The organism is Rubellimicrobium rubrum (genome assembly GCF_006152115.1).
Lineage (GTDB): Bacteria > Pseudomonadota > Alphaproteobacteria > Rhodobacterales > Rhodobacteraceae > Rubellimicrobium > Rubellimicrobium rubrum.
In genome coordinates this window covers 67101-88100 of the sequence record NZ_VDFU01000009.1, presented here as the reverse complement: position 1 = coordinate 88100, position 21000 = coordinate 67101, and the positions used below count along the sequence as shown (strand labels likewise).

General features: G+C 68.6%; 20 protein-coding genes. 11 read left to right on the top strand and 9 right to left on the bottom strand.

Features of this window, described 5'->3' with window-relative positions; all coding sequences use genetic code 11:
- The first annotated feature begins 3 nt into the window (after positions 1–3).
- On the top strand, positions 4–1293 hold the full coding sequence (locus FHG66_RS10060) for a 4-aminobutyrate--2-oxoglutarate transaminase (RefSeq protein WP_139076625.1): 1290 nt from the start codon (positions 4–6) through the stop codon (positions 1291–1293).
- A gap of 35 nt (positions 1294–1328) precedes the next feature.
- On the opposite strand, the gene FHG66_RS10055 is transcribed toward FHG66_RS10060, so the two are convergent.
- The 3 genes from FHG66_RS10055 to accD are packed head-to-tail and all read right to left on the bottom strand — an operon-like array spanning position 1329 to position 4038.
- Positions 1329–1847, bottom strand: coding sequence for a hypothetical protein (locus tag FHG66_RS10055; protein WP_139076624.1), 519 nt, complete (start codon positions 1845–1847; stop codon positions 1329–1331).
- A complete protein-coding gene (locus tag FHG66_RS10050; RefSeq protein WP_139076623.1) occupies positions 1844–3115 on the bottom strand; it encodes a bifunctional folylpolyglutamate synthase/dihydrofolate synthase in 1272 nt (423 codons plus the stop codon). Before FHG66_RS10050 ends, FHG66_RS10055 begins: the two co-directional genes overlap by 4 nt.
- The gene (gene accD, locus FHG66_RS10045; RefSeq protein ID WP_139076622.1) at positions 3112–4038 is read right to left on the bottom strand and encodes an acetyl-CoA carboxylase, carboxyltransferase subunit beta; all 927 of its coding nucleotides are present in this window, start codon (positions 4036–4038) and stop codon (positions 3112–3114) included. Before accD ends, FHG66_RS10050 begins: the two co-directional genes overlap by 4 nt.
- 200 nt (positions 4039–4238) lie before the next feature.
- Between accD and ilvD the strand changes: the two genes are divergently transcribed.
- The 4 genes from ilvD (at position 4239) to FHG66_RS10025 (ending at position 9983) form a co-directional block, all read left to right on the top strand.
- Positions 4239–5975 carry a dihydroxy-acid dehydratase gene (gene ilvD, locus FHG66_RS10040; RefSeq protein WP_139076621.1) on the top strand — a complete coding sequence of 579 codons (1737 nt, stop codon included), beginning with the start codon at positions 4239–4241 and terminating at the stop codon, positions 5973–5975.
- 103 nt (positions 5976–6078) lie between these two features.
- Entirely contained in the window at positions 6079–8094 is a 2016-nt protein-coding gene (locus FHG66_RS10035; RefSeq protein WP_139076620.1) for an NADPH-dependent 2,4-dienoyl-CoA reductase, read from the top strand.
- A 150-nt stretch (positions 8095–8244) separates the two neighbouring features.
- On the top strand, positions 8245–9150 hold the full coding sequence (locus FHG66_RS10030; RefSeq protein ID WP_139076619.1) for a LysR family transcriptional regulator: 906 nt from the start codon (positions 8245–8247) through the stop codon (positions 9148–9150).
- Between the two features lie 95 nt (positions 9151–9245).
- Complete coding sequence (locus FHG66_RS10025) at positions 9246–9983, top strand: GGDEF domain-containing protein (RefSeq protein ID WP_139076618.1); 738 nt, start codon at positions 9246–9248, stop codon at positions 9981–9983.
- Positions 9984–10112: 129 nt separating this feature from the next.
- Here FHG66_RS10025 and FHG66_RS10020 read toward each other — a convergent pair whose 3' ends face one another.
- Entirely contained in the window at positions 10113–11048 is a 936-nt protein-coding gene (locus FHG66_RS10020) for an OmpA family protein (RefSeq protein WP_139076617.1), read from the bottom strand.
- Entirely contained in the window at positions 11045–11764 is a 720-nt protein-coding gene (locus FHG66_RS10015) for a competence/damage-inducible protein A (RefSeq protein ID WP_139076616.1), read from the bottom strand. The genes FHG66_RS10020 and FHG66_RS10015 overlap by 4 nt, the downstream gene beginning before the upstream one ends.
- Before the next feature lie 116 nt (positions 11765–11880).
- Here FHG66_RS10015 and map point away from each other — a divergent pair, with 116 nt between their 5' ends.
- Positions 11881–12699, top strand: coding sequence for a type I methionyl aminopeptidase (map, locus tag FHG66_RS10010; protein ID WP_176556187.1), 819 nt, complete (start codon positions 11881–11883; stop codon positions 12697–12699).
- Here the strand turns inward: map and FHG66_RS10005 are convergent.
- From FHG66_RS10005 to puuE, 3 genes are read right to left on the bottom strand one after another with little or no spacing between them, the layout of a single operon-like run.
- Positions 12696–13178 carry an ureidoglycolate lyase gene (locus FHG66_RS10005; RefSeq protein WP_139076614.1) on the bottom strand — a complete coding sequence of 161 codons (483 nt, stop codon included), beginning with the start codon at positions 13176–13178 and terminating at the stop codon, positions 12696–12698. The two genes, map and FHG66_RS10005, sit on opposite strands and share 4 nt — an antisense overlap.
- Before the next feature lie 4 nt (positions 13179–13182).
- Positions 13183–13992, bottom strand: coding sequence for a bifunctional allantoicase/(S)-ureidoglycine aminohydrolase (locus FHG66_RS10000; protein ID WP_139076613.1), 810 nt, complete (start codon positions 13990–13992; stop codon positions 13183–13185).
- On the bottom strand, positions 13989–15389 hold the full coding sequence (gene puuE, locus FHG66_RS09995; RefSeq protein WP_139076612.1) for an allantoinase PuuE: 1401 nt from the start codon (positions 15387–15389) through the stop codon (positions 13989–13991). The genes FHG66_RS10000 and puuE overlap by 4 nt, the downstream gene beginning before the upstream one ends.
- 93 nt (positions 15390–15482) lie before the next feature.
- Between puuE and uraH the strand changes: the two genes are divergently transcribed.
- Together uraH and FHG66_RS09985 are read left to right on the top strand one after the other, a co-directional pair.
- A complete protein-coding gene (gene uraH, locus FHG66_RS09990; protein ID WP_139076611.1) occupies positions 15483–15836 on the top strand; it encodes a hydroxyisourate hydrolase in 354 nt (117 codons plus the stop codon).
- A gap of 1 nt (position 15837) precedes the next feature.
- Positions 15838–17058, top strand: a complete 1221-nt coding sequence (locus FHG66_RS09985; protein ID WP_139076610.1) for a urate hydroxylase PuuD — start codon at positions 15838–15840, stop codon at positions 17056–17058.
- On the opposite strand, the gene FHG66_RS09980 is transcribed toward FHG66_RS09985, so the two are convergent.
- Positions 17046–18230, bottom strand: a complete 1185-nt coding sequence (locus tag FHG66_RS09980; RefSeq protein ID WP_139076609.1) for a winged helix-turn-helix domain-containing protein — start codon at positions 18228–18230, stop codon at positions 17046–17048. The two genes, FHG66_RS09985 and FHG66_RS09980, sit on opposite strands and share 13 nt — an antisense overlap.
- A gap of 50 nt (positions 18231–18280) precedes the next feature.
- On the opposite strand from FHG66_RS09980, the gene smpB reads away from it, so the two are divergent.
- The 3 genes from smpB (at position 18281) to FHG66_RS09965 (ending at position 20885) form a co-directional block, all read left to right on the top strand.
- Complete coding sequence (gene smpB / locus FHG66_RS09975) at positions 18281–18754, top strand: SsrA-binding protein SmpB (RefSeq protein WP_139076690.1); 474 nt, start codon at positions 18281–18283, stop codon at positions 18752–18754.
- Positions 18755–18841: 87 nt separating this feature from the next.
- Positions 18842–19693, top strand: coding sequence for a 3-mercaptopyruvate sulfurtransferase (gene sseA, locus FHG66_RS09970; protein ID WP_139076608.1), 852 nt, complete (start codon positions 18842–18844; stop codon positions 19691–19693).
- A 10-nt stretch (positions 19694–19703) separates the two neighbouring features.
- Positions 19704–20885, top strand: coding sequence for an amino acid aminotransferase (locus FHG66_RS09965; protein ID WP_139076607.1), 1182 nt, complete (start codon positions 19704–19706; stop codon positions 20883–20885).
- Positions 20886–21000: the final 115 nt, after the last annotated feature.

Here is a 21000-nt window from a genome sequence, read left to right as displayed (position 1 = left end):
CCCATGCAGAACGCCGAGATCGCCGAGCGCCGCAAGACCGCCATCGCGCGGGGCGTGGGGATGCAGACCCAGATCTATGTCGACAAGGCGGAGAACGCCGAGGTCTGGGACGTCGAGGGCAACCGCTACATCGACTTTGCAGCCGGCATCGCCGTAGTGAACACGGGCCATCGTCATCCCAAGGTCATGGCGGCCGTCCATGCGCAGTTGGACAGCTTCACTCACACCTGCCACCAAGTGCTGCCTTACGAGAACTACATCCGCTTGGGCGAGCGGCTGAATGCCCTCGTGCCCGGCGACTTCGAGAAGCGCACCCTGTTCGTCACCACCGGCGCCGAGGCCGTGGAGAACGCGGTCAAGATCGCGCGCTACGCCACGGGCCGCAGCGCCGTGATCGCTTTCGGCGGCGGCTTCCACGGCCGGACATTCATGGGCATGTCGCTGACCGGCAAGGTCCAGCCCTACAAGGCGGGCTTCGGCGCGATGATGCCTGACGTGTACCACGTGCCCTTCCCCGTTGCGCTGCATGGAACCACCGCCGACGATGCGCTGGCCGGCATCAAGGCCCTGTTCAAGGCCGACCTCGACCCCGCCCGCGTCGCCGCGATCATCCTCGAGCCCGTGCAGGGCGAGGGTGGTTTCTACCCCGCGCCGGCCGAGCTGATGCGCGGCCTGCGCCAGCTTTGCGACGACCACGGCATCGTGCTCATCGCGGACGAGGTGCAGACCGGCTTCGCCCGCACCGGCAAGCTTTTCGCCATGGAGCATTACGACGTGGCCCCGGACCTCGTCTGCATGGCCAAGGGGCTGGGGGGCGGCCTGCCCATCGCGGCGGTGACCGGCCGCGCCTCCATCGTGGACGCGGCCAACCCCGGCGGCCTTGGGGGCACCTATGGCGGCAACCCGCTGGGGATCGCGGCGGCTCACGCCGTCCTCGACGTGATCGAGGAGGAGGACCTTTGCAACCGGGCCAACGTCCTGGGATCGCGCCTGCGCCAGCACCTCGAGTCCCTGCGCGACCGCGTGCCCGAGATCGCTGAGGTCCGTGGGCCGGGGTTCATGGTCGCGGCGGAGTTCACCTTGCCCGGCACCCACACGCCGGATGCCGATTTCACCAACCGCGTGCGGACTGAGGCGTTGAAACGCGGCCTGATCCTGCTGACCTGCGGGGTCTATGGCAACGTTATCCGCTTCCTGGCTCCGATCACCATCCCGGACGACGTCTTTGCCGAGGCGATGGGCATCCTGGAGGAGTCGGTGCTGGCGGCCCGGGCGTTGCCCGAGGCGGCCTGATGGCGTCGGAGCGGGGCTGAAGATCCCCGCTCCCCCTACCGTCGCCGCTTGCTCAGCAGCGCCGGCCCCGCGCAGGCGGGGTCGGTCGGCGCGGTGGTCTGGGCGATGAAGGGCTTCTGCGGCTCGACCCCCGACTCCTCGATCCAGACACCCGACAGGCAGAAGTCCTGCGCATAGTTCCCGGCGTTGAAGCCGAACTCGCCCTCGTCGCAGTCCATGGCCGTCCCGTCCGCGTTCCAGCCCTGGTCGAAGAGACCCGGCACCTCGCTGTTCGTGGGGAACTGCATGAGGCGCGGGAAGTAGCGGAGATACCAGGTGTCGTCGGGTTCGCGGGTGCTCATGTCCCACGTACCGATCAGCGCACCGTTCTGGAATCCCGCGATGCGGAAGCGCGTGACATCCTGTTCGGTGATGAGATCGGCCTGCGCGAGGTCGTCGGGGAACTCCATGGAGCCGGTCATGGTGTAGCCGTTCGACCCGGCCCAGCAGAAGTGGACAAGCGCAGCATGGGACGGCTGGGCCCAAAGGGCCAGGAGGAGGGCGGTACGGATCATGCGCCCTGTCGTAGCACGTGCCCTGCCAGATACAGCGACCCGCAGATCAGGATTCGGTGAGCACCCATCCCGGTCGCCGCAGCGATTGCTTCGGGTACGCCCTCGGCCATGTCCGCCTGCAGCCCGGCCTCACGCGCGTGGCGTGCCGTGTCCTCGGCGAGCAGCGTGTTCGCCTCGCCGGGAATCGACACGGCCCAAAGCCGCTCCGCCACCCCGGCCAGGGGGCGCATGAAACCCGCGACGTCCTTGGTGTTCAGCATCCCGCACACGAGATGGGTGCGCACCGGGGGCATGGCCCGCAGCGTTGCCGCGATCGCCTCGCCCGCCGCCGGGTTGTGGCCGCCATCGAGCCAAAGCTCCCCGGGCCCGACCATCTCGGCCAGAAGGCCCCGCAGCCGCTGCATGCGCGCAGGCCACTCGGCGCGGGTCACGCCCGCCTCGCAGGCGTCGTCATCCAGCCCAAGCGTCCGCATCGCCGCAAGTGCCGCGCCCGCGTTGACGATCTGGTGCGGCCCCGGAAGGTTCGGCAGCGGCAGGTCCAGCAGCCCCCGCTCGTCCTGATAGACGAGCCGCCCCCGCTCCACGCCGCAATGCCAGTGCTGCCCAAAGGCCAGGACCGGCGCGCCCAGGCGCGCGGCCTTCTCCTCGATGACGTCCAGCGCCTCGGGGTGCTGGCGGGCCACCACGACCGGTACGCCGCGCTTGATGATCCCCGCCTTCTCGCCCGCGATCTTGGCAAGGGTATCGCCCAGATATTGCTGATGGTCGAGGTCCACGGGCGTGATCACCGTCAGCCGGGGCTGCTCGACCACGTTGGTGGCATCGAGCCGTCCGCCCAGGCCCACCTCGAGCAGCGTCCAGTCGGCGGACGTCTCGGAGAAGGCGAGAAAGGCGGCGGCGGTGGTGATCTCGAAGAAGGTGATCGGCTCCTCGCCGTTGGCCTCCATGCAGCGGTCAAGGACCGCCATCAGGTGGTCCTCGTCGATCAGTTCCCCGGCCAGCCGGATGCGCTCGTGGAACCACGCGAGGTGCGGCGAGGTGTAGGCGTGGACCCTGGCGCCCGTCGCCTCCAGCCCGGCCCGGATCATCGCCTGCGTGGAGCCCTTGCCGTTTGTCCCGGCCACGTGGATCACGGGCGGAAGGCGGCGCTCCGGGTGGCCCAGCGCGGCGCACAGTCGTTCGACGCGCGCCAGCGTCAGGTCGATAATCTTTGGATGGAGCCGGGTCATCCGCTCCAAAAGCATGTCAGACCCTTGGGGGCCGCTCATTCCGCAGCGGCGGCCGGCGCTTCGATGACCGATGCCACCTGCGCGGGCGGAGGCAGGTCGGCCATGACGGCTGGGGGCTCACGCAGGAGCATCCGCAGAATCGTCACGATCTCGTCCTTGAGCTTGCCACGCGGCGTCACCCGGTCGAGCATCCCGTGGTCGAGCAGGTATTCGGCCCGCTGGAACCCTTCAGGCAGCGTCTCGCGGATCGTCTGCTCGATCACGCGGGGGCCAGCGAAGCAGATCAGCGCGCCGGGCTCGGCGATCTGGACGTCGCCCAGCATGGCGTAAGAGGCCGTAACGCCGCCCGTGGTCGGATGCGTCAGCACCACGATGTAGGGCAGCCCCGCTTCCTTCAGCATCTGCACTGCGACCGTGGTGCGCGGCATCTGCATCAGCGACAGGATACCTTCCTGCATCCGCGCGCCCCCGGCGGCCGAGAACAGCACCAAGGGCCGCCTCAGCTCCACCGCCCGTTCGGCGGCGGCGATGATGGCGTTGCCAACATACATCCCCATGGACCCTGCCATGTAGGAGAAGTCCTGCGCCACGGCGATGATCGGGGTGCGCCCGACCTCGCCCTCGGCCACGAGCATGGCTTCCTTCTCGCCGGTGGTCCTGCGGGCCTCCTTGATGCGGTCCACGTATTTCTTCTGGTCGCGGAACTGCAACGGGTCCTGGATCGGCTCGGGCACCCGAACCTCGGTGAAGATGCCGCCGTCAAAGAAAGCCGCGAACCGTTCGCGCGGCTTGATCGCCATGTGGTGCCCGCAATTGGGGCAGACGTTCAGGTTCTCGGCCAGTTCGCGGTGGAACAGCATCTGCCCGCATTCGTCGCACTTGGACCAGAGATTCTCGGGCACCTCGCGGCGCGAGAAGATCGAATTGATCCGCGGGCGGACGTAGTTGGAGATCCAGTTCATGCGCGCGCCCTCCGAGCCTTTGGCGAGGGGAGATAAGCCGGGGGGACCGCGAATGCAATCGGCGGGACCGTCCTGCGCCGTTTGGCCCTGCCTTGCACACCCCAGGAATGGAACGGCGGCCGAGCTGGGGCCAGCCTGCGGGCATCTGGACGCATGGCCCCTGGCGTCGTATCCCCTTGGCCCGAACCGAGGGGGATCCCATGACGATCAACACGCGCTTCGACAAGTCGCGGCTGCCCAGCCGCCATGTCACCGAAGGCCCGGCCCGCGCTCCGCACCGGAGCTACTTCTACGCCATGGGGATCACCGAGGAGGAGATCCACCAGCCCTGGGTCGGCGTCGCCACCTGCTGGAACGAGGCCGCGCCCTGCAACATCGCCCTGAATCGGCAGGCACAGGTCGTGAAGCACGGCGTCAAGAAGGGCGGCGGCACCCCCCGCGAGTTCACGACCATCACCGTCACGGACGGCATCGCCATGGGCCACGAGGGGATGCGCTCCTCGCTCGCCTCCCGCGAGGCCATCGCCGACACCGTGGAACTGACGATGCGCGGCCATTGCTACGACGCCATCGTGGGCCTTGCGGGTTGCGACAAGTCGCTGCCGGGCATGATGATGGCGATGGTTCGGCTCAACGTGCCGTCCGTGTTCATCTATGGCGGGTCTATCCTGCCAGGGCGGCTCAATGGCCAGGACGTGACCGTGCAGGACGTGTTCGAGGCCGTGGGCCGGCATCAGGCCGGCAACATGTCCGATGCGGAGCTGGAGATCCTCGAACGGGTGGCCTGCCCTTCCTCGGGGGCCTGCGGCGCGCAGTACACCGCCAACACGATGGCCTGCGTGTCCGAGGCGATCGGCCTCGCGCTGCTCAACTCCTCTAGCGCCCCCGCCCCCTACGAATCCCGCGACCAGTTCTGCGAGGCGTCGGGCGTCGCGGTCATGCACCTGATCGAGAAGAACATCCGCGCCCGTGACATCGTCACCCGCAAATCGCTGGAGAACGCGGCTCGCGTGGTGGCCTGCACCGGCGGCTCGACCAACGGCGCGCTGCACCTTCCCGCCATCGCCCACGAGGCCGGGATCGATTTCGACCTGTTCGACGTGACCGACATCATGCGCGACACGCCCTACTTCGTCGACCTGCGCCCGGGCGGCCGCTACGTCGCCAAAGACCTCCACGAGGTCGGCGGCGTGCCCGTGGTCATGAAGGAGTTGCAAAAGGCGGGCCTCCTGCACGAGGACTGCATCACCGCGTCGGGCCGGACTCTAGGCGAGGAGCTGGACGACATCCGGGCCGAGGCTGATGGCCGCGTGATCTACCCGGTGACGACCCCCCTGACCCGCACCGGCGGCGTCGTGGGGCTCAGGGGCAATCTCGCGCCCGACGGCGCCATCGTGAAGGTGGCCGGCATGAGCGAGGCCGAGCAGGTCTTCACCGGCCCCGCCCGCGTCTTCGACTGCGAGGAGGACGCCTTCGCCGCCGTCAAGGCGCGCGAGTACCGGGAAGGCGAGGTCATCGTCATCCGCAACGAAGGGCCGGCCGGAGGCCCCGGCATGCGCGAGATGCTGGCCACGACCGCCGCTCTGTCGGGCCAGGGCATGGGCAAGAAGGTCGCTCTTATCACCGATGGGCGCTTCTCGGGGGCCACGCGCGGCTTCTGCGTGGGCCATGTCGGCCCCGAGGCGGCGCATGGCGGTCCCATTGCGCTTCTTCGGAACGGCGACGTCATCACACTGAACGCGCTGACGGGCGAGTTGTCGGTGGCCCTATCGGACGAGGAGTTGGCAGCCCGTCGCGCCGCCTGGGCCGGCCCGCGCGAGACGCAGTACGCCACGGGCGCACTCTGGAAGTTCGCCAAGCTCGTCGGCAGTGCCCGCCACGGTGCCGTCACCCATCCGGGCGCCCAGGCCGAGCGGCACGTCTACATGGACCAGTAAGGGTCCCATTGTCCGGCATCCTTGGGCTGCCGGACGCCTCGGGCTCGGGCGCTGACGCGGCGTCCTGCGTGATCCGCCCCGCTTCGCGCGGCATAACGGCGGCATGAGCCCGTATCCCCGTCTTCTCGCTCCCATCCGGCTTGGCGCGGTCGCCTTGCCGAACCGCGTCATCATGGGCTCCATGCACACGGGGCTGGAGGAGTTGGGGGACTGGGACCGGGTCGCGGCCTTTTATACCGCCCGCGCCTCGGCGGGGCTCATCGTGACGGGCGGCATGGCTCCCAATCGCGAGGGCGGGGTCTTTCCGGGCGCGGCGGGGCTGTTCACCGAACGTGACATCGTCAACCACCGCCGCGTGACCGAAGCGGTCCATGCGGCCGGCGGGCGGATCGTCATGCAGATCCTGCATGCGGGCCGCTACGCCTACGGGCCCGAATGCGTCGCGCCCTCGCCCCTGAAATCACCCATCAGCCCCTTCGCCCCCAAGGAACTCGATCCTGCTGGCATCGAGACTCAGGCCGCCACCATCGCCAGCGCCGCCCGGCGGGCCGTGGAAGCCGGCTACGACGGCGTAGAGGTCATGGGCTCCGAGGGTTACCTCCTCAACCAGTTCCTCGCGCCCCGCACCAATCGCCGCACCGACGACTGGGGCGGATCGCTCGAAAACCGGATGCGCTTTCCCCTGGACGTGGTGCGGAGGGTCCGCGCCGCCCTCGGGCCCGACAAGGCGCTGATCTACCGTATCTCGCTCATCGACCTCGTGGAGGGCGGTCAGTCTTGGGAGGAGGTCGCGACGCTCGCCCGTGCGGTCCAGGCGGCGGGCGCGGACGCGCTCAACTCTGGGATCGGCTGGCACGAGGCGCGGGTGCCGACCATCGCGACCTCGGTCCCGCGGGGCGCCTGGACCTGGCTCACAGCGCGGCTGCGGCAGGAGGTGACGATTCCCGTGATCGCCTCGAACCGCATCAACACGCCCGAAACGGCCGAGGCGATCCTGGCGCGGGGCGACGCCGACCTTGTGAGCCTGGCGCGGCCCTTCCTCGCGGATGCCGACTTCGTCGCCAAGGCCGCGCAAGGCCGCGCCGCCGAGATCGCCCCCTGCATCGCCTGCAACCAGGCCTGCCTCGACCACACCTTCTCGGCCAAGGTGGCGACCTGCCTCGTGAACCCGCGGGCCGCCCACGAGACGGAGCTTGTGGTGGTTCCCGCCGCCCACCCCAAGCGCGTCGCGGTGGTCGGGTCGGGCCCGGCGGGGCTGGCTGCGGCCCTGACGGCGGCCGAGCGGGGCCATGCCGTGACGATCTTCGAACGCGGCGCCCGGATTGGCGGCCAGCTGAACCTTGCCTCGGCCGTGCCTGGCAAGGAGGAGTTCGGCCCCCTCATCGGCTGGTTCGAAACCATGCTGGCCAAGCGCCGGATCGACCTGCAGCTCGGCGTGGCGCCGTCCACAGTCGACCTGATCGGCTTCGACGAGGTTATCGTGGCCACCGGCGTCCGGCCCCGCAGCCCCATGATCCCAGGTCAGGACCTGCCGCATGTGGCAAGCTATGCCGACATCCTTACCGGTCGCGTCGTTGCGGGTCCCCGCGTGGCCGTGATCGGCGCGGGAGGCATCGGCTTCGACGTGTCCGAATTCCTGGTGACGGGCCAGAGCCCCACTCTGAACCTCCCGGCGTGGCTGGCTGAATGGGGCGTGGGCGATCCTGCATTCACGGCCGGCGGGCTGGCCCAGGCCGGCCCCCGCCCCGATCAGCCGCTGCGGGAGGTCACGCTTCTCCAACGCAAGGCCGAGCGGCCAGGACGCAGGCTGGGACGGACGACCGGGTGGATCCACCGCGCGTCGCTGCAGATGAAGGGCGTGCGCATGGTCGGAGGGGCCAGCTACGAGCGCATCACGACGGACGGCCTTTGGACCCGTCTCGGAGAGGAGGCGGAGGCCATCCTCATCCCGGCCGACACGATCATCCTTTGCGCGGGTCAGGAAAGCGAGAGGGGGCTGGCGGACGACCTCATCGCCCAGGGCCACGCCGTGCACGTCATCGGCGGCGCCGATGCGGCGGCCGAGCTTGATGCCAAGCGGGCCATCGACCAGGGAACCCGCCTCGCCGCGGGATTGTAACGGGCCCGAACGAGGTCTGGCGCGGAACGTCCCGTTTCCGGCGCTCTTGCCAATGCCATGGAAATCCCCGGATTTGTCTGCCCGGAGTCCCAATTGTGCCGGATTCGTCGTCAATACCTGCGCTCACCGCCGGACCTGTAGGGAGCGACCATGGACCGCCTGACCGAGATGGAGGCCTTTGCCACGGTTGTGGACCAGGGAGGCTTCACGGATGCCGCCAAGAAGATGGGGATTTCCAAGTCCGCCGTTTCCAAGCATGTCTCTGCGCTCGAGGCGCGGCTGGGGGCCCGCCTGCTCAACCGCACGACGCGGCGCGTTTCCCCGACCGAGATCGGGCTGGCCTATTACGACCGCGCGCGCCGGGTACTCAACGATGCGGGCGAAGCTGACGCGCTCGTCACCTCCATGCAGACCGCGCCCTCGGGACTCCTGCGGATCTCGGTCGCCACCGACTTCGGCGTGAACCACCTGAGCCCCGTGCTCGGCGAGTTTCTCCAGTCTTATCCCGACATCACCGTCAACATGGTCCTCAACAACCGCTATGTGGAGCTCATCTCCGAAGGCTTCGACATGGCGGTTCGGATCGGCGACCTAGAGGATTCGACCCTGCGGGCCCGCAAGCTGGCCGAAACGACCCGGCGGATGATCGCCTCGCCCGGCTACTTTGCCCAGTACGGCCGACCCGACAAGATCGACGACCTGAACGAGCACAAGCTCCTGCACTACTCCAATCAGGCGAACTCGGCCGTCTGGAAGATCACCGCACCCTCGGGCGAGAAGCGGCAGGTGCGGACGGCGGGCTGGCTGACCGTCAACGACGGGCAATCGCTGCTGAACGCCTGCGTGTCCGGGTTGGGCATCGCCTACCTGCCCGCGTTCCTGTATGCGGACGCCATGGCCAAGGGTCTTGTGGAGGAAGCTATTCCCGGCCTTCCCGTCGAGGTGCAAGGCATCTACGCCGTCTATCCGCCAGGCCGCTTCACCCAGCCCAAGGTGCGGGCCTTCATCGACTTCCTGGTCGATGCTTTCGCCGATCGGGGTCCCGACAACTGGTGAGCCGCGGACACCTCTAATTATGCGAAGGTAGCTGCCGCTGGGTCATTACTCCTTAATCCGTTCCGCCGCACCTTTGGCCCGTGGAACGGGATTGGATGGCCAGGCTAGTCGGGATCGTAGCGCCACGCTCGTTGTCGAGCGCGGTCCTGAAATCCCTTGGCTTCCTTGTTCTGGTCAATGCGTTGGACTTCGCCGTGAGGACCGCCGCAGGACAACCCCCTCCGGTGGTGCACACGGAAATCGCGCTCACCACCGCCATCGCGCTGCCCTTCACCGTGCTCATCATGGGCGCGCTGTTCCATCAACGCCGGCTCCAGGACACGCTGTCGATCCTGGCCACCACCGACATGCTGACCGGCCTTCCCAACCGGCGCGACTTCCTTGCCCGGACGCAGGCCGCCCTAGCTGGTGACGGCGCGGGGCTGCTGCTGCTGCTCGACGCGGATCACTTCAAGCGCATCAACGACCAATGGGGGCACAGCGTCGGCGACGCCTGCCTGATCGCCATCGGCGCTCACCTCCGCGGCACTTTGCGCGCTCACGACATCCTGGGCCGCCTGGGCGGCGAGGAGTTCGCGGCCTTCCTACCCGATGCGACCCTGGACGATGTGGGCCGTTTCGGCACGCGCCTGTGCTGCCCCATCCCGGTGGCCGGGGACTGGGATGGAACCCTGTCCGTCACGCTTTCTATTGGCGCTGCAGCCGGAAGGTCCGGGATGTCGCTCGACCGACTGATGGCACAAGCCGACGCCGCGCTTTACCGTGCCAAGGCCGAAGGCCGCGCTCGGGTCGAGATATGGTCGGGTGGGGACGACAACGTAGCGGCAGCCTGACCTCCGAAGGGTTCCGGATGCCCGATGCCTGGGCCCGCCGGCCCAACGGGACGAGCCTTTCCACCGCTCTGTCGGGAACGACGGCCCAGGACTCGCTGTCCCAATCCTCCGGACCGATCCGGCCTGGCGCTATCGGGGAAGGACAACGGCCTCCACGCGCCGGTTGGCCTCGCGGCCATCTGGGGTGAGATTGGTGGCCCGAGGCGCAAGCCACCCCATGCCTTCGGCTTGGATCTGGGCGGGCGCGACGCCAAAGGTCGTGACGAGCCGGTCGACGACGGCCTGTGCCCGCTGCCGGGACAGTGCGACGTTGCTATCCAGGGAACCTTGCGCGTCGGTATGACCCACCAAGGCGACCCGCCGCCCGGGATCGCCTGACAGATACGCCCCAAGCGCCGCCAGTTCTGCGTCACCACCCGCGGCCAGCTCCGCGGAACCCGTCGCGAAGCGAAGACCATCGAGCGCCACGCGCCCCTCAGCCTCGAGCCGGGCCCCCAATCCCTCCGCCAAATCGCCCTTTGTGGGCGGCGCGGTCGGGGCACCCGCGGTCACGTCCGACTTCGGAGGTTCCGCGCCGTTCCCGTCCAGCACCACGCGAATGATCTGGATGAAGCCCCGCTCTTCGCTGCGGCTGACCAGGAGACTGAGCCCTTCATTCTCCGACACGGCGGACACATAGCGGAAATCCACGAGGTCCACGAACATCGCCGGAGGCGGCAGAACCTTGATGGCGCGCCGAAAATCGAAGCCGCCGCAATCGTCCCCTTCGCAGTCCAGCAGGGTCTGGAATCCCTGGGCGGCTAGCTGCACCCGCAAGGGATCGATGATCTGGAGCGTCGTGCGGCCGGACGAGCCTGTTTGCCAGACCTGGCGCGTCACCGCCCCCTCGATGATGCGCTCGGGCACGAAGCCGTCCGCCCATGGACCGGTGGCCAGACCGTGGCTCGCAAGAGGCTGGCTGTCCTCGAGGGCGAGGGTCGCCGCGGCGGGAAGATCCAGTGTCAACGCCAAGGCCTGCGGGGCCAGCAGCACAAGCGTCGCCACGAGCCGCAGCGACGGCCTCATTCCGGAAAGATGGCCGCAAGCCGAGTCATGGCCTCGTGGAGGCGGGTGCTATCGCTGCCCCGGATCACGATGTTGGCTCCGAATGCCCCGTTCTGCTGAAACGGATAGGAGCCCATGGACAGGTCGGGATAGCTGGCGGCCAGATCCGCGAGCGGCCCCGCGATCTCCCCCTCGCCCCTGAGGATTCGGTAGCTCTGGGACAGGAGCGGCGTGCCCCCGGTCAGGCGGGGCAGCAGGCCCGCCACCATGGCCTCGAAGATGCGCGGGACGCCCGCCATCACATGGACGTTGCGGACCGAGAAGCCGGGTGCGGAGCTGACCGGGTTGTCAATCAGGATGGCGCCTTCGGGGATGCGTGCCATGCGCAGGCGCGCTTCGTTCATCTCCACACCCATGCGCTCGTAGTGGGCCTGGAGGATCGCACGGGCGTCGTCGCGGACGCCCAGCGGCACGCCCATGGCCTCGGCCACCGCGTCGGCGGTGATGTCGTCGTGGGTGGGACCGATGCCTCCGCTCGTGAAGACGTGATCGCAGGCCCCCGACAGGTCGCGCACCGCCTGGACGATGACCGGATGGCGGTCCGGCACCACGCGCGCTTCCTGCAGGTCGATGCCGACGCGCGCCAGTTCCTGCGCCAGGAAGTGCAGGTTGGAGTCGCGGGTGCGGCCCGAAAGGATCTCGTCCCCGATGACGAGGATCGCGGCCGTGGGGTTCATGAATGCCCTCGCATATGTGCTGGGGCCAAGGTATAGGCTGCCGCCCCCGGTCGATCCAGCCTCGGCGTCTGGAACTCCCGGGTGGTTATGTCTATTTCCCCGGCATGCATGGAAGGATGCGAGCAGTGGACGAACGCAGGGGCCGACTCACGCGCGACGGGATCCGCATCCACGAGGCGGCGGACTTCGCCGGCATGCGGGCTGCCGGGCGCGTGGCGGCCGAGATCCTCGACGACATCGGGCCCCATGTGTTTCCCGGCCAGACCACGGGCGAGATCGACCGCCTCATCACCGCCATGGTCGAGGCGCGGGGCGCGGTGTCCGCGACCATCGGCTACAAGGGTTATCAGCACGCGTCCTGCATCAGCGTGAACCACGTGGTCTGCCATGGCATCCCGGGTGACAAGGTGCTCAAGGACGGCGACGTCCTGAACATCGACGTCACAGTCATCCTGGACGGCTGGTACGGCGACACGAGCCGCATGTACGTGGCGGGCGCGCCATCGCGCAAATCCGAACGGCTCATGCAGGTCACGCATGACGCGCTCATGTTGGGGATCGAGGCGGCGCGGCCGGGCGCGACCTTTGGCGACATCGGCGCGGCCATCCAGGCGCATGTGGAGGCCAACCGCATGTCCGTGGTCCGCGATTTCTGCGGGCACGGGCTGGGCCGGGTGTTCCATGCACCCCCGAACGTGCTGCACTACGGCCGCCCCGGCACCGGGCCGCGGCTGGAGGAGGGCATGTTCTTCACCATCGAACCCATGGTGAACCTCGGCCGCCCCGAGACCAAGGTGTTGGCCGATGACTGGACCGCCGTGACGCGGGACAAGTCGCTCTCCGCGCAGTTCGAGCATTCGGTCGGCATCACCGCCGCCGGCGCGGAGATCTTCACCGGCTCGCCCGGCGGCCGGTTCTTCCCGACCTGGGGCTAGGCCCGGATGGTCAGCGGCTCGGGCAGCCAGTGCTCCTCAAGATTCTGGCCTTCCCCGATCCGGTCCACCACGGCGAACAGGCCCGGCGCATGGAGCGGTGTCAGGACGCCGTGCCAAGTGCCACGGTGCAGGTTGATCCCCTGCCCCGGCGCGGTCACGAAGGCGCGGACGCGGCCCGGCGTTCTGTCCCGGCCCTCTGCGACGATTACCAGGAAGGGGTGCTGGGTCATCGGCAGGAAGGTCTGGGAGCCGAGCGGGTGCCGCTCGACCAGGTCCAGCCTGTAGGGCAGCGACCGGGGCTCGGCGTGGAAGATGCTGATCCCGGCCTGCCCCCCTCCGAAGTCGAGCCGGGCCCGGTCGTGGTAGCGCCCGCAAAGGCCCTGGTTGATGAGCCGGTCGGGCGCGCCCGAGGCGTCCAGCACATCGCCGAAGGGGGCGAAGGCGTCCGGGGTCAGTGGCTCGATCTGGATCTCGGACATCTGGTCAGAGCACCAGCGCCGGGTGACGGTTCACGTCCTTGTAGAGCAGGTAGCGGAACGGCCCCTCCCCGGTCACCACGCAGGCCTGCGGACAGAAGGCGCGGAGCCACATGAAATCGCCGGGGCCGACCTCCACCCAGTCGGTGTTGAGGAGGTAGCGCGCGGTCCCTTCCAGCACGTAAAGCCCGTGTTCCATGACGTGCGTCTCGGCGAAGGGGATGCGGCCGCCGGGCTGGAAGGTCACGATGTTGACGTGCATGTCGTGGCGCAGGTCCTCTGGGTCCACGAAGCGGGTCGTGCCCCAAAGGTCGGTGTTGGGCATCCAGCGGACCGGCGTGTCCTGGTCCGAGGTCACGAAAGCCTCGGGCGCGGGAACGCCTTGGGCAGGCACGAAACGGCGGCGGACCCAGTGGAAGCGCAGGAGCGATGTGGCCCTCAGGCTCCAGGCTTCCCCGGCAGGGAGATAGGCGTAGCCCCCCGGTCCGAGGTTGTGGTCGGCTCCGCCGATCCGAAGGCAACCCGTGCCCTCGGCAATCAGGATCACCCCCTCGGCGCCTTGGTCAGGCTCGGGCGTGTCGCTGCCGCCGCCGGGCTGCACCTCCATGGCGTATTGGGCGAAGGTCTCGGCGAAGCCTGACAGTGGGCGGGCCAGGATCCAGGCACGGGTGCCGTCCCAGCCGGGGAAGAAACTCGTGACGATGTCGCGCTGCACGGCGGCGGGGATGAAGGCATAGGCCGTGGTGAAGACGGCGCGGTTGGTGGCAGGGTCTTGGGACTGGTCGGGCAGGCCGCCGGGCGGGAAGGCATAGGTCATGGGAGGATGGCTTTCAGGCGAAGTTCGGCGATGCGTTCGACCTGGCGCAGGGCCTCGGCGAACTCGGTGGCGCGATCATTGTGGAGGCGTCGTTCGAAGTGCTGGAGAATTCCGGCCTTGGTGTGATCGCGCACCGCGATGATGAACGGGAAGCCGTGACGCTCCACATAGGCGGAGTTCAGGGCGGTGAAGCGCTCGCGCTCCTCGTCGGTCAGGGCATCGAGGCCCGCGCTGGCCTGCTCGGCGGTCGAATCGCCGGTGAGCCGCTTGGCGGCGGCGAGCTTTCCCGCGAGATCGGGGTGGGCTTGCAGGACGCCGAGCCTTTCCTCCTCGGAGGCGGTGCGGAGGATGCGGGCCAGCGCGTTGGCAAGGCCTGTGGCGCTGTCATGGGCGGGGCCGAGTTCCAGGTCCCAGGCCCGCTCGGCCACCCAGGGGGAATGCTCCACGATGCCGCCGAACGCCTGGACGAACGCCTTGCGATGCATCTCGGACGGGCGCTCGCGCCGCTGGTGCGGGTGGTGGGCGGCCCAGTGGGCGGCGATCTGGCCACGGGTGGCGAACCAAGCGCCGCCCTTCTGCCGGGCGTGGGTCAGGAACTGCTGGAGCCCCGACGCCTTGCCGGGACGGCCGACGAGGCGGCAGTGGAGCCCGACCGAGAACATCCGCCCCCCTTCGGCATGCAGCGTGTCGAAGGTGTCGCAAAGGTAGTCGCCGAAATCGCGTCCCGTCACCCAGCCGGGCGACACGGCAAAGCGCATGTCGTTGGCCTCGAGGGTGTAGGGGATCACGAGCTGATCGCGCGACCCGACCTCCAGCCAATAGGGGAGGTCGTCGTCATAGGTGTCGGATATCCAGTCGAACTGCCCGGTCTCGGCCGTGAGGCGCACGGTGTTGGCGCTGCAGCGGCCCGTGTACCAGCCGCGCGGGGGCTCCCCGACCACCTCCGCATGCAGGCGGATCGCCTCGGCGATCTGGGCTCGTTCGACCTCCTCGGGCATGTCCTTGTGCTCGACCCATTTCAGGCCATGCGAGGCGATCTCCCAACCGGCCTGCTTCATGGCGGCGACCTGTTCAGGGGAGCGCGCCAAGGCGGTGGCCACGCCGTAGATCGTCACGGGCAGGCCGCGGAGCATCCGGTGGAGCCGCCAGAACCCGGCACGCGCGCCGTATTCGTAGATGGACTCCATGTTCCAGTGCCGCATCCCCGGCCACATGGACGCCCCGGCGATGTCGCTCAGGAATGCTTCGGAGGCGGCGTCGCCATGGAGGACCGAGTTCTCGCCCCCTTCCTCGTAGTTGAGCACGAGACTGACGGCCACGCGGGCGTCGCCGGGCCAGTTCGCCTCGGGCGGGGTCGCTGCATAACCGCGCATGTCGCGGGGATAACGATCGGGCATCGGGCTCTCCTGTTCAACGATCTGTAGGCACGGGCCGGGCGGGGTTGCAAGCGGGGCGGGCCCGACCCAAAAGGGACCAAACGGGGGACCGGGATGGTTGAGGGATTTCTGACCACGCATGTGCTCGATACGGCGCGGGGCGTGCCGGCGGCAGGACTGCGGATCACGCTCGACCGGGTCGCAGGCCCCTCGCGCGAACGGCTGGCCGAGGTGGTGACCAACGCCGACGGACGGACCGATGGACCGATCCTGCCAAGGGAACGGTTCGCGCCCGGGCTCTACGAGCTGACCTTTCACGCGGGCGACTATCTGCGGGGCACGGGCGCGCGGCTCAGCGACCCAGCCTTCCTCGACGAGATCCCGATTCGCTTCGGCATGGAGGCAGGGCACTACCACGTGCCGCTGCTGCTTTCCCCCTTCGGCTATTCGACCTATCGGGGGTCCTGAGATGTACGACCTCGCCGTTATCGAGCATTGGGCCGAGTTCGCGGTCCGCTGGCTCCATGTCATCACCGCCGTCGCTTGGATCGGGTCGAGCTTCTATTTCATCGCGCTCGACCTCGGCCTGCACCGTGACCGCAACCTGTCCACCGGCGCGGACGGGGAGGAATGGCAGGTCCATGGCGGCGGGTTCTACAACATCCAGAAGTACCTCGTGGCGCCCAAGTCGCTTCCTGACGATCTCGTCTGGTTCAAATGGGAAAGCTATTCGACCTGGCTTTCGGGCTTCTCGCTCCTCGTGCTCGTGTACTGGCTCGGCGGCGAGCTTTACCTGATCGATCCGCGCGTCCTCGACATCCCGGTGTGGCAGGGTGCGCTCATCTCGGCGGCCTCGCTGGCCTTCGGCTGGGTGGCCTATGACCAGCTCTGCCGGACCCGCTTCGGGGACGAGCCGGTCCGGCTGATGGTGGCCCTGTTCGGGATCATCGTGCTGATGTCGCTGCTCTACACCCACGTCTTCTCGGGCCGGGCGGCGCTCCTGCATCTGGGCGCGTTCACGGCGACGATCATGACGGGGAACGTGTTCTTCACCATCATGCCGAACCAGCGGATCGTGGTGGCGGACCTCAAGGCGGGGCGGAAGCCGGACCCGAAATACGGCAAGATCGCCAAGCAGCGCAGCACCCACAACAACTACCTGACGCTGCCGGTCATCTTCCTGATGCTGTCGAACCATTACCCGCTGGCCTTTGCGGGGCAGAACACCTGGATCATCGCGAGCCTCGTGTTCCTGCTGGGGGTAACGATCCGGCACTGGTTCAACACGCGCCATGCCCGCCAGGGGAGCCCGCACTGGACCTGGGCTGCGACGGCGATCATCTTCCTGGTGATCGTCTGGCTGTCCGCCACGCAGGCCTTCTCCTACGACGAGGAGACGGCCGAGGCCTCCACCCCCCATGAGCTGCGCTACGCCCAGGCCGCGGGGTTCGACGAGGTGCATGACATCGTCATCGGGCGCTGCTCCATGTGCCACGCGGCCGAGCCGGGCTGGAGCGGGCTCTACTGGCCCCCCAAGGGCGTGATGCTGGAAACCGAGGCGCAGATCGCGCGATTGGCGCGGGCCATCTACCTTCAGGCGGGCGTCAGCCACGCCATGCCGCCCGGCAACCTGTCCGACATCTCCGAGGAGGAGCGGGCGGCAATCCGGGCCTGGTATCAGGGCGCCTGACGCAGCCAGCCATCCCGCAGGTCGATCCGGGCCACATCCGAGAAGCGCGCAACCCGCTCCAGTTCGGCCATCAGGCGCCGGGTCCGCTCCTTGCCCCATCGGACGCCCGCCTCGGGCCAGAGCGCGCGCAGCGTCAGGGCTCCGCCCCGCGAATCGAGGTCCGCGCGGCCCACGAGCCGCGTTCCTTCAAGAAGCGGGAAGACGTAATAGCCATAGGTCCGTTTGGCTGCCGGCACGAAGATCTCGATCCGATATCGAAAGCCGAACAGCCGCTCGGCGCGGGCCCGGTCCCGCAGTGCGGGATCGAAGGGCGACAGGATCCGCAGACGATCGCCGGGATTGGTCAGGGCCGCCGCCTGTTCTAGCGCGCGGGGCCGGGCAAGGACGCGGCGAAGACTCCCGTCGGCTCCTTCGACCCGGATCTCCTCCACCTCGCGCCGCTCCAGCGCCCCTTTGGCCCAGGCCTGTGCCTCGGCGGGTGTGAGCAGGTCCCAGAAGGCCGCGATTTCGCCCGGCGTGGCGAAGCCCAGTCGGTCCAGTGCGGCGCAGGCGGCCCAGTCGATGGTTGCGGCCAGATCCGGCCGGTGCGCCCGTGCGGCCTCGGGGATGACCCGCTCGGTCAGGTCATAGACCTTCTGGAAGGCGTCGCGCCGTGCCACCGACAGCTCGCCCACACGCCAGAGATATTCCAGCGCCACCTTGGACGGATGCCAGTTCCACCACCCAGGCTCCCGCCGGGGGCCGTCCGCCAGATCGCCGCTGCGCACGGGGCCGTTGTCCGTGATGTGACGCAACGTGCGATCGAGCTGCGCGCGAAAGTCGGGGCCATGCCACGCCTCCCACCGCCTATCGAGCCGCTGGCGATCCCGGTCGAAGCGGTGCCGCCAGTGCGGCCAGAATTCCACCGGAATCACGGCGGCGTCATGAGTCCAATGCTCGAACGCCCTGCGCTCCTGAACCAGGGCCTGGAGGTCAGGCGGGCGGTAGCCGGGGTGCCGGCTCCACAGGATCATGTCGTGGGCGCGGGCGAGCGTCAGGACCGAGTCGACCTGCACGAAGCCGAGGCCATCGAGAAGCCGCGTCAGATCCTGCGCGCGGGGCCGGTCCAGCAGGCCGTGCCGCGCCAGGAAGAGCTTCCGTGCGGCATCGTTGGAGAGAATCGGCACGACCATCGGGGCTCCTCATGGACAGGGGGCATCCGAGAACCTATCTCGGGCGGATCATGGCCCAGGAAAAGAATCCCAACCGCAAGCTCATCTCGGAAAACCGCCGCGCGCGGTTCGACTTCGCCATCGAGGACGATCTCGAGGCGGGGATCATCCTCATGGGCTCCGAGGTCAAGTCGCTGCGGATCGGGCAGTCGAACATCGCGGAAAGCTACGCGAGCGTCGAGAACGGGGAACTGTGGCTGACCAACGCCTACATCGCCCCCTACGACCCCGCCAAGACCTGGGGCCATGAGGAGCGGCGTCGGCGCAAGCTGCTGGTCAAGAAAAAGGAATTGGCCCGGCTCTGGTCCGCGACGGCGCGCGAAGGGATGACCATCGTGCCGCTATCGATGTATTTCGATGACAAGGGGCGGGTGAAGCTGAAGATCGGCGTCGCCAAAGGCAAGAAGCTGCACGACAAGCGCGCTGCCGAGGCCGAGCGCGACTGGAACCGCCAGAAGGGCCGCCTCCTCAAGCAAGGCTACTGAGGCGCGCGGGCCGCGCCCGCTCGGCCTTTGGAATGCGGGGGCATCCCCGGCTTGCGCTGGGGGCGGCCTGCCCTTACGGAGCGCGCCATGCGCGATGACCCGAGAACCCTGGTCTCGACCGATTGGCTGGCGGAACGGCTGGGCCAACGTGATCTCGTCGTTCTCGACGCGTCCTGGCACCTGCCCACCTCGGCCCGTGATGCCGGGACAGAGTTCCGCGACGGCCATATTCCGGGCGCTCGTCGCTTCGACATCGACGCCCTGTCGGACAGGGACAGCCCCCTGCCCCATATGGCGCCGCCACCGGAGGCGTTCTCGGCCTGGATGGGCGATCAGGGCATCGAGCCGGACATGCAGGTCGTGGTCTATGATAGCCTCGGGATCTTCTCGGCCCCCCGCGCCTGGTGGACGTTCCGTCTGATGGGCCACCCGACGGTGGCCGTCCTGGATGGCGGCTTGCCCAAGTGGCGCGCCGAAGGACGCCCCGTCGAGAGCGGTGAGCCCCGTCCGGTGGCCGTCGTTCCGGCTCCCCTCAGGCCGGACGCGACTCTGGTCCGCGCGGCTGAGGACGTGGCAGCGACGCTGCGCGACGGATCGGCGACCGTCCTCGATGCCCGCCCTGCCCCTCGCTTTCAGGGAACTGCGCCCGAGCCGCGCCCCGGCCTGCGCGCGGGCCACATGCCGGGTGCCCTGAACCTGCCCTTTGCCTCGGTCCTCGATCCTGACGGCACGATGAAGTCCCGCGAGGCGCTAGCCGGGACCTTGGAGGCTGCAGGCGTAGACCCGGACCGGCCCGTGATCACCACCTGCGGATCGGGCGTGACTGCCGCGATCCTGTCGCTCGCCCTCGAACGGCTGGGGCGGTCCCATGCGCTTTATGACGGCTCCTGGGCCGAGTGGGGTGCGCGGGACGAGCTGCCTGTCGAATCCTCTTCCTGAAGGACTCCCCATGCTCGACCAGTTGAAGGACCAGCCCGCCGACAAGATCCTGAGCCTGATGGCCGCCTTCCGCGCCGATCCCCGGCCCGAGAAGATCGACTTGGGCGTCGGGGTCTACAAGGACGCCGAGGGACGCACCCCGGTCATGCGCGCCGTTCGCGAAGCCGAGAAACGCATCTGGGACGGCGAGACGACCAAGACCTACACCGCGCTGGCGGGCGATCCGGCCTTTGCCGACGCGCTGGTGCCGCTGATCCTCGGTCCCTCCGTGCCGCGTGCCCAAGTGGCGGCTGTGGCGACGCCGGGCGGGACGGGCGCCGTGCGGCAGGGCTTTGAGCTCATCCGGATGATGAGCCCCGGCGCGACCGTCTGGGTGCCCGAGCCCACCTGGCCCAACCACCTGTCGATCCTCAGGCATCTGGGCATGACGGTGCGGGGCTACCGCTACTTCGACGAGGCCACGCTGGCCGTGGATGCCGACGGGATGCTGGCGGACCTGGGCGGCGTGCAGGCCGGAGATGCGGTGCTTCTCCACGGCTGCTGCCACAACCCGACCGGCGCCGACCCCGATCCCGCAACCTGGAGCAAGGTGGCCGACCTCCTGCGCAGCCGGGGCGCCCTGCCCTTCATCGACCTGGCCTATCTGGGCTTCGGGGATAGCCTTGAGCTGGACGCGGCCGCCACGCGGATGATCGCCGGATCGGGCGAGTGCCTGATCGCGGCGTCCTGCTCCAAGAACTTCGGCATCTACCGGGAGCGGACGGGCCTGCTGATGGCCGTCGCCGGGGACGAGGCCACGGCCAAGGTGGCGCAAGGCAACCTCGCGCACCTGAACCGGCAGAACTTCTCCTTTCCGCCCGATCACGGGGCACGGATCGTGTCCACCATCCTGGGCGACGAAGGTCTGCGGGCCGACTGGGAAGCCGAGTTGGAGGAGATCCGGACCGGGATGCTGACCCTGCGCGAGGGGCTCGCGGCCGAGCTGCGTAGGCTCACCAATTCGGACCGGTTCGACTTCCTGACCCGGCACAAGGGGATGTTCTCGCGACTGGGGGCAAGCCCAGAGCAGGTCGAGGCCATGCGGCGGGACCACGGGATCTACATGGTGGGCGACAGTCGCATCAACGTGGCGGGGCTGAACGCCCGGACCATGCCCATCCTGGCGCAGGCCATGGTGGCGGCGGGTCTCTGACCGTCGGGGATGGTCGCTAAGACGAAGGGGGCCAACCGGCCCCCTTTTTGATGCCCCGAGAACGAGACGGCCCGCGCGGGAGGAGACGCGCGGGCCGCCAGTCCTGGACTGGGGG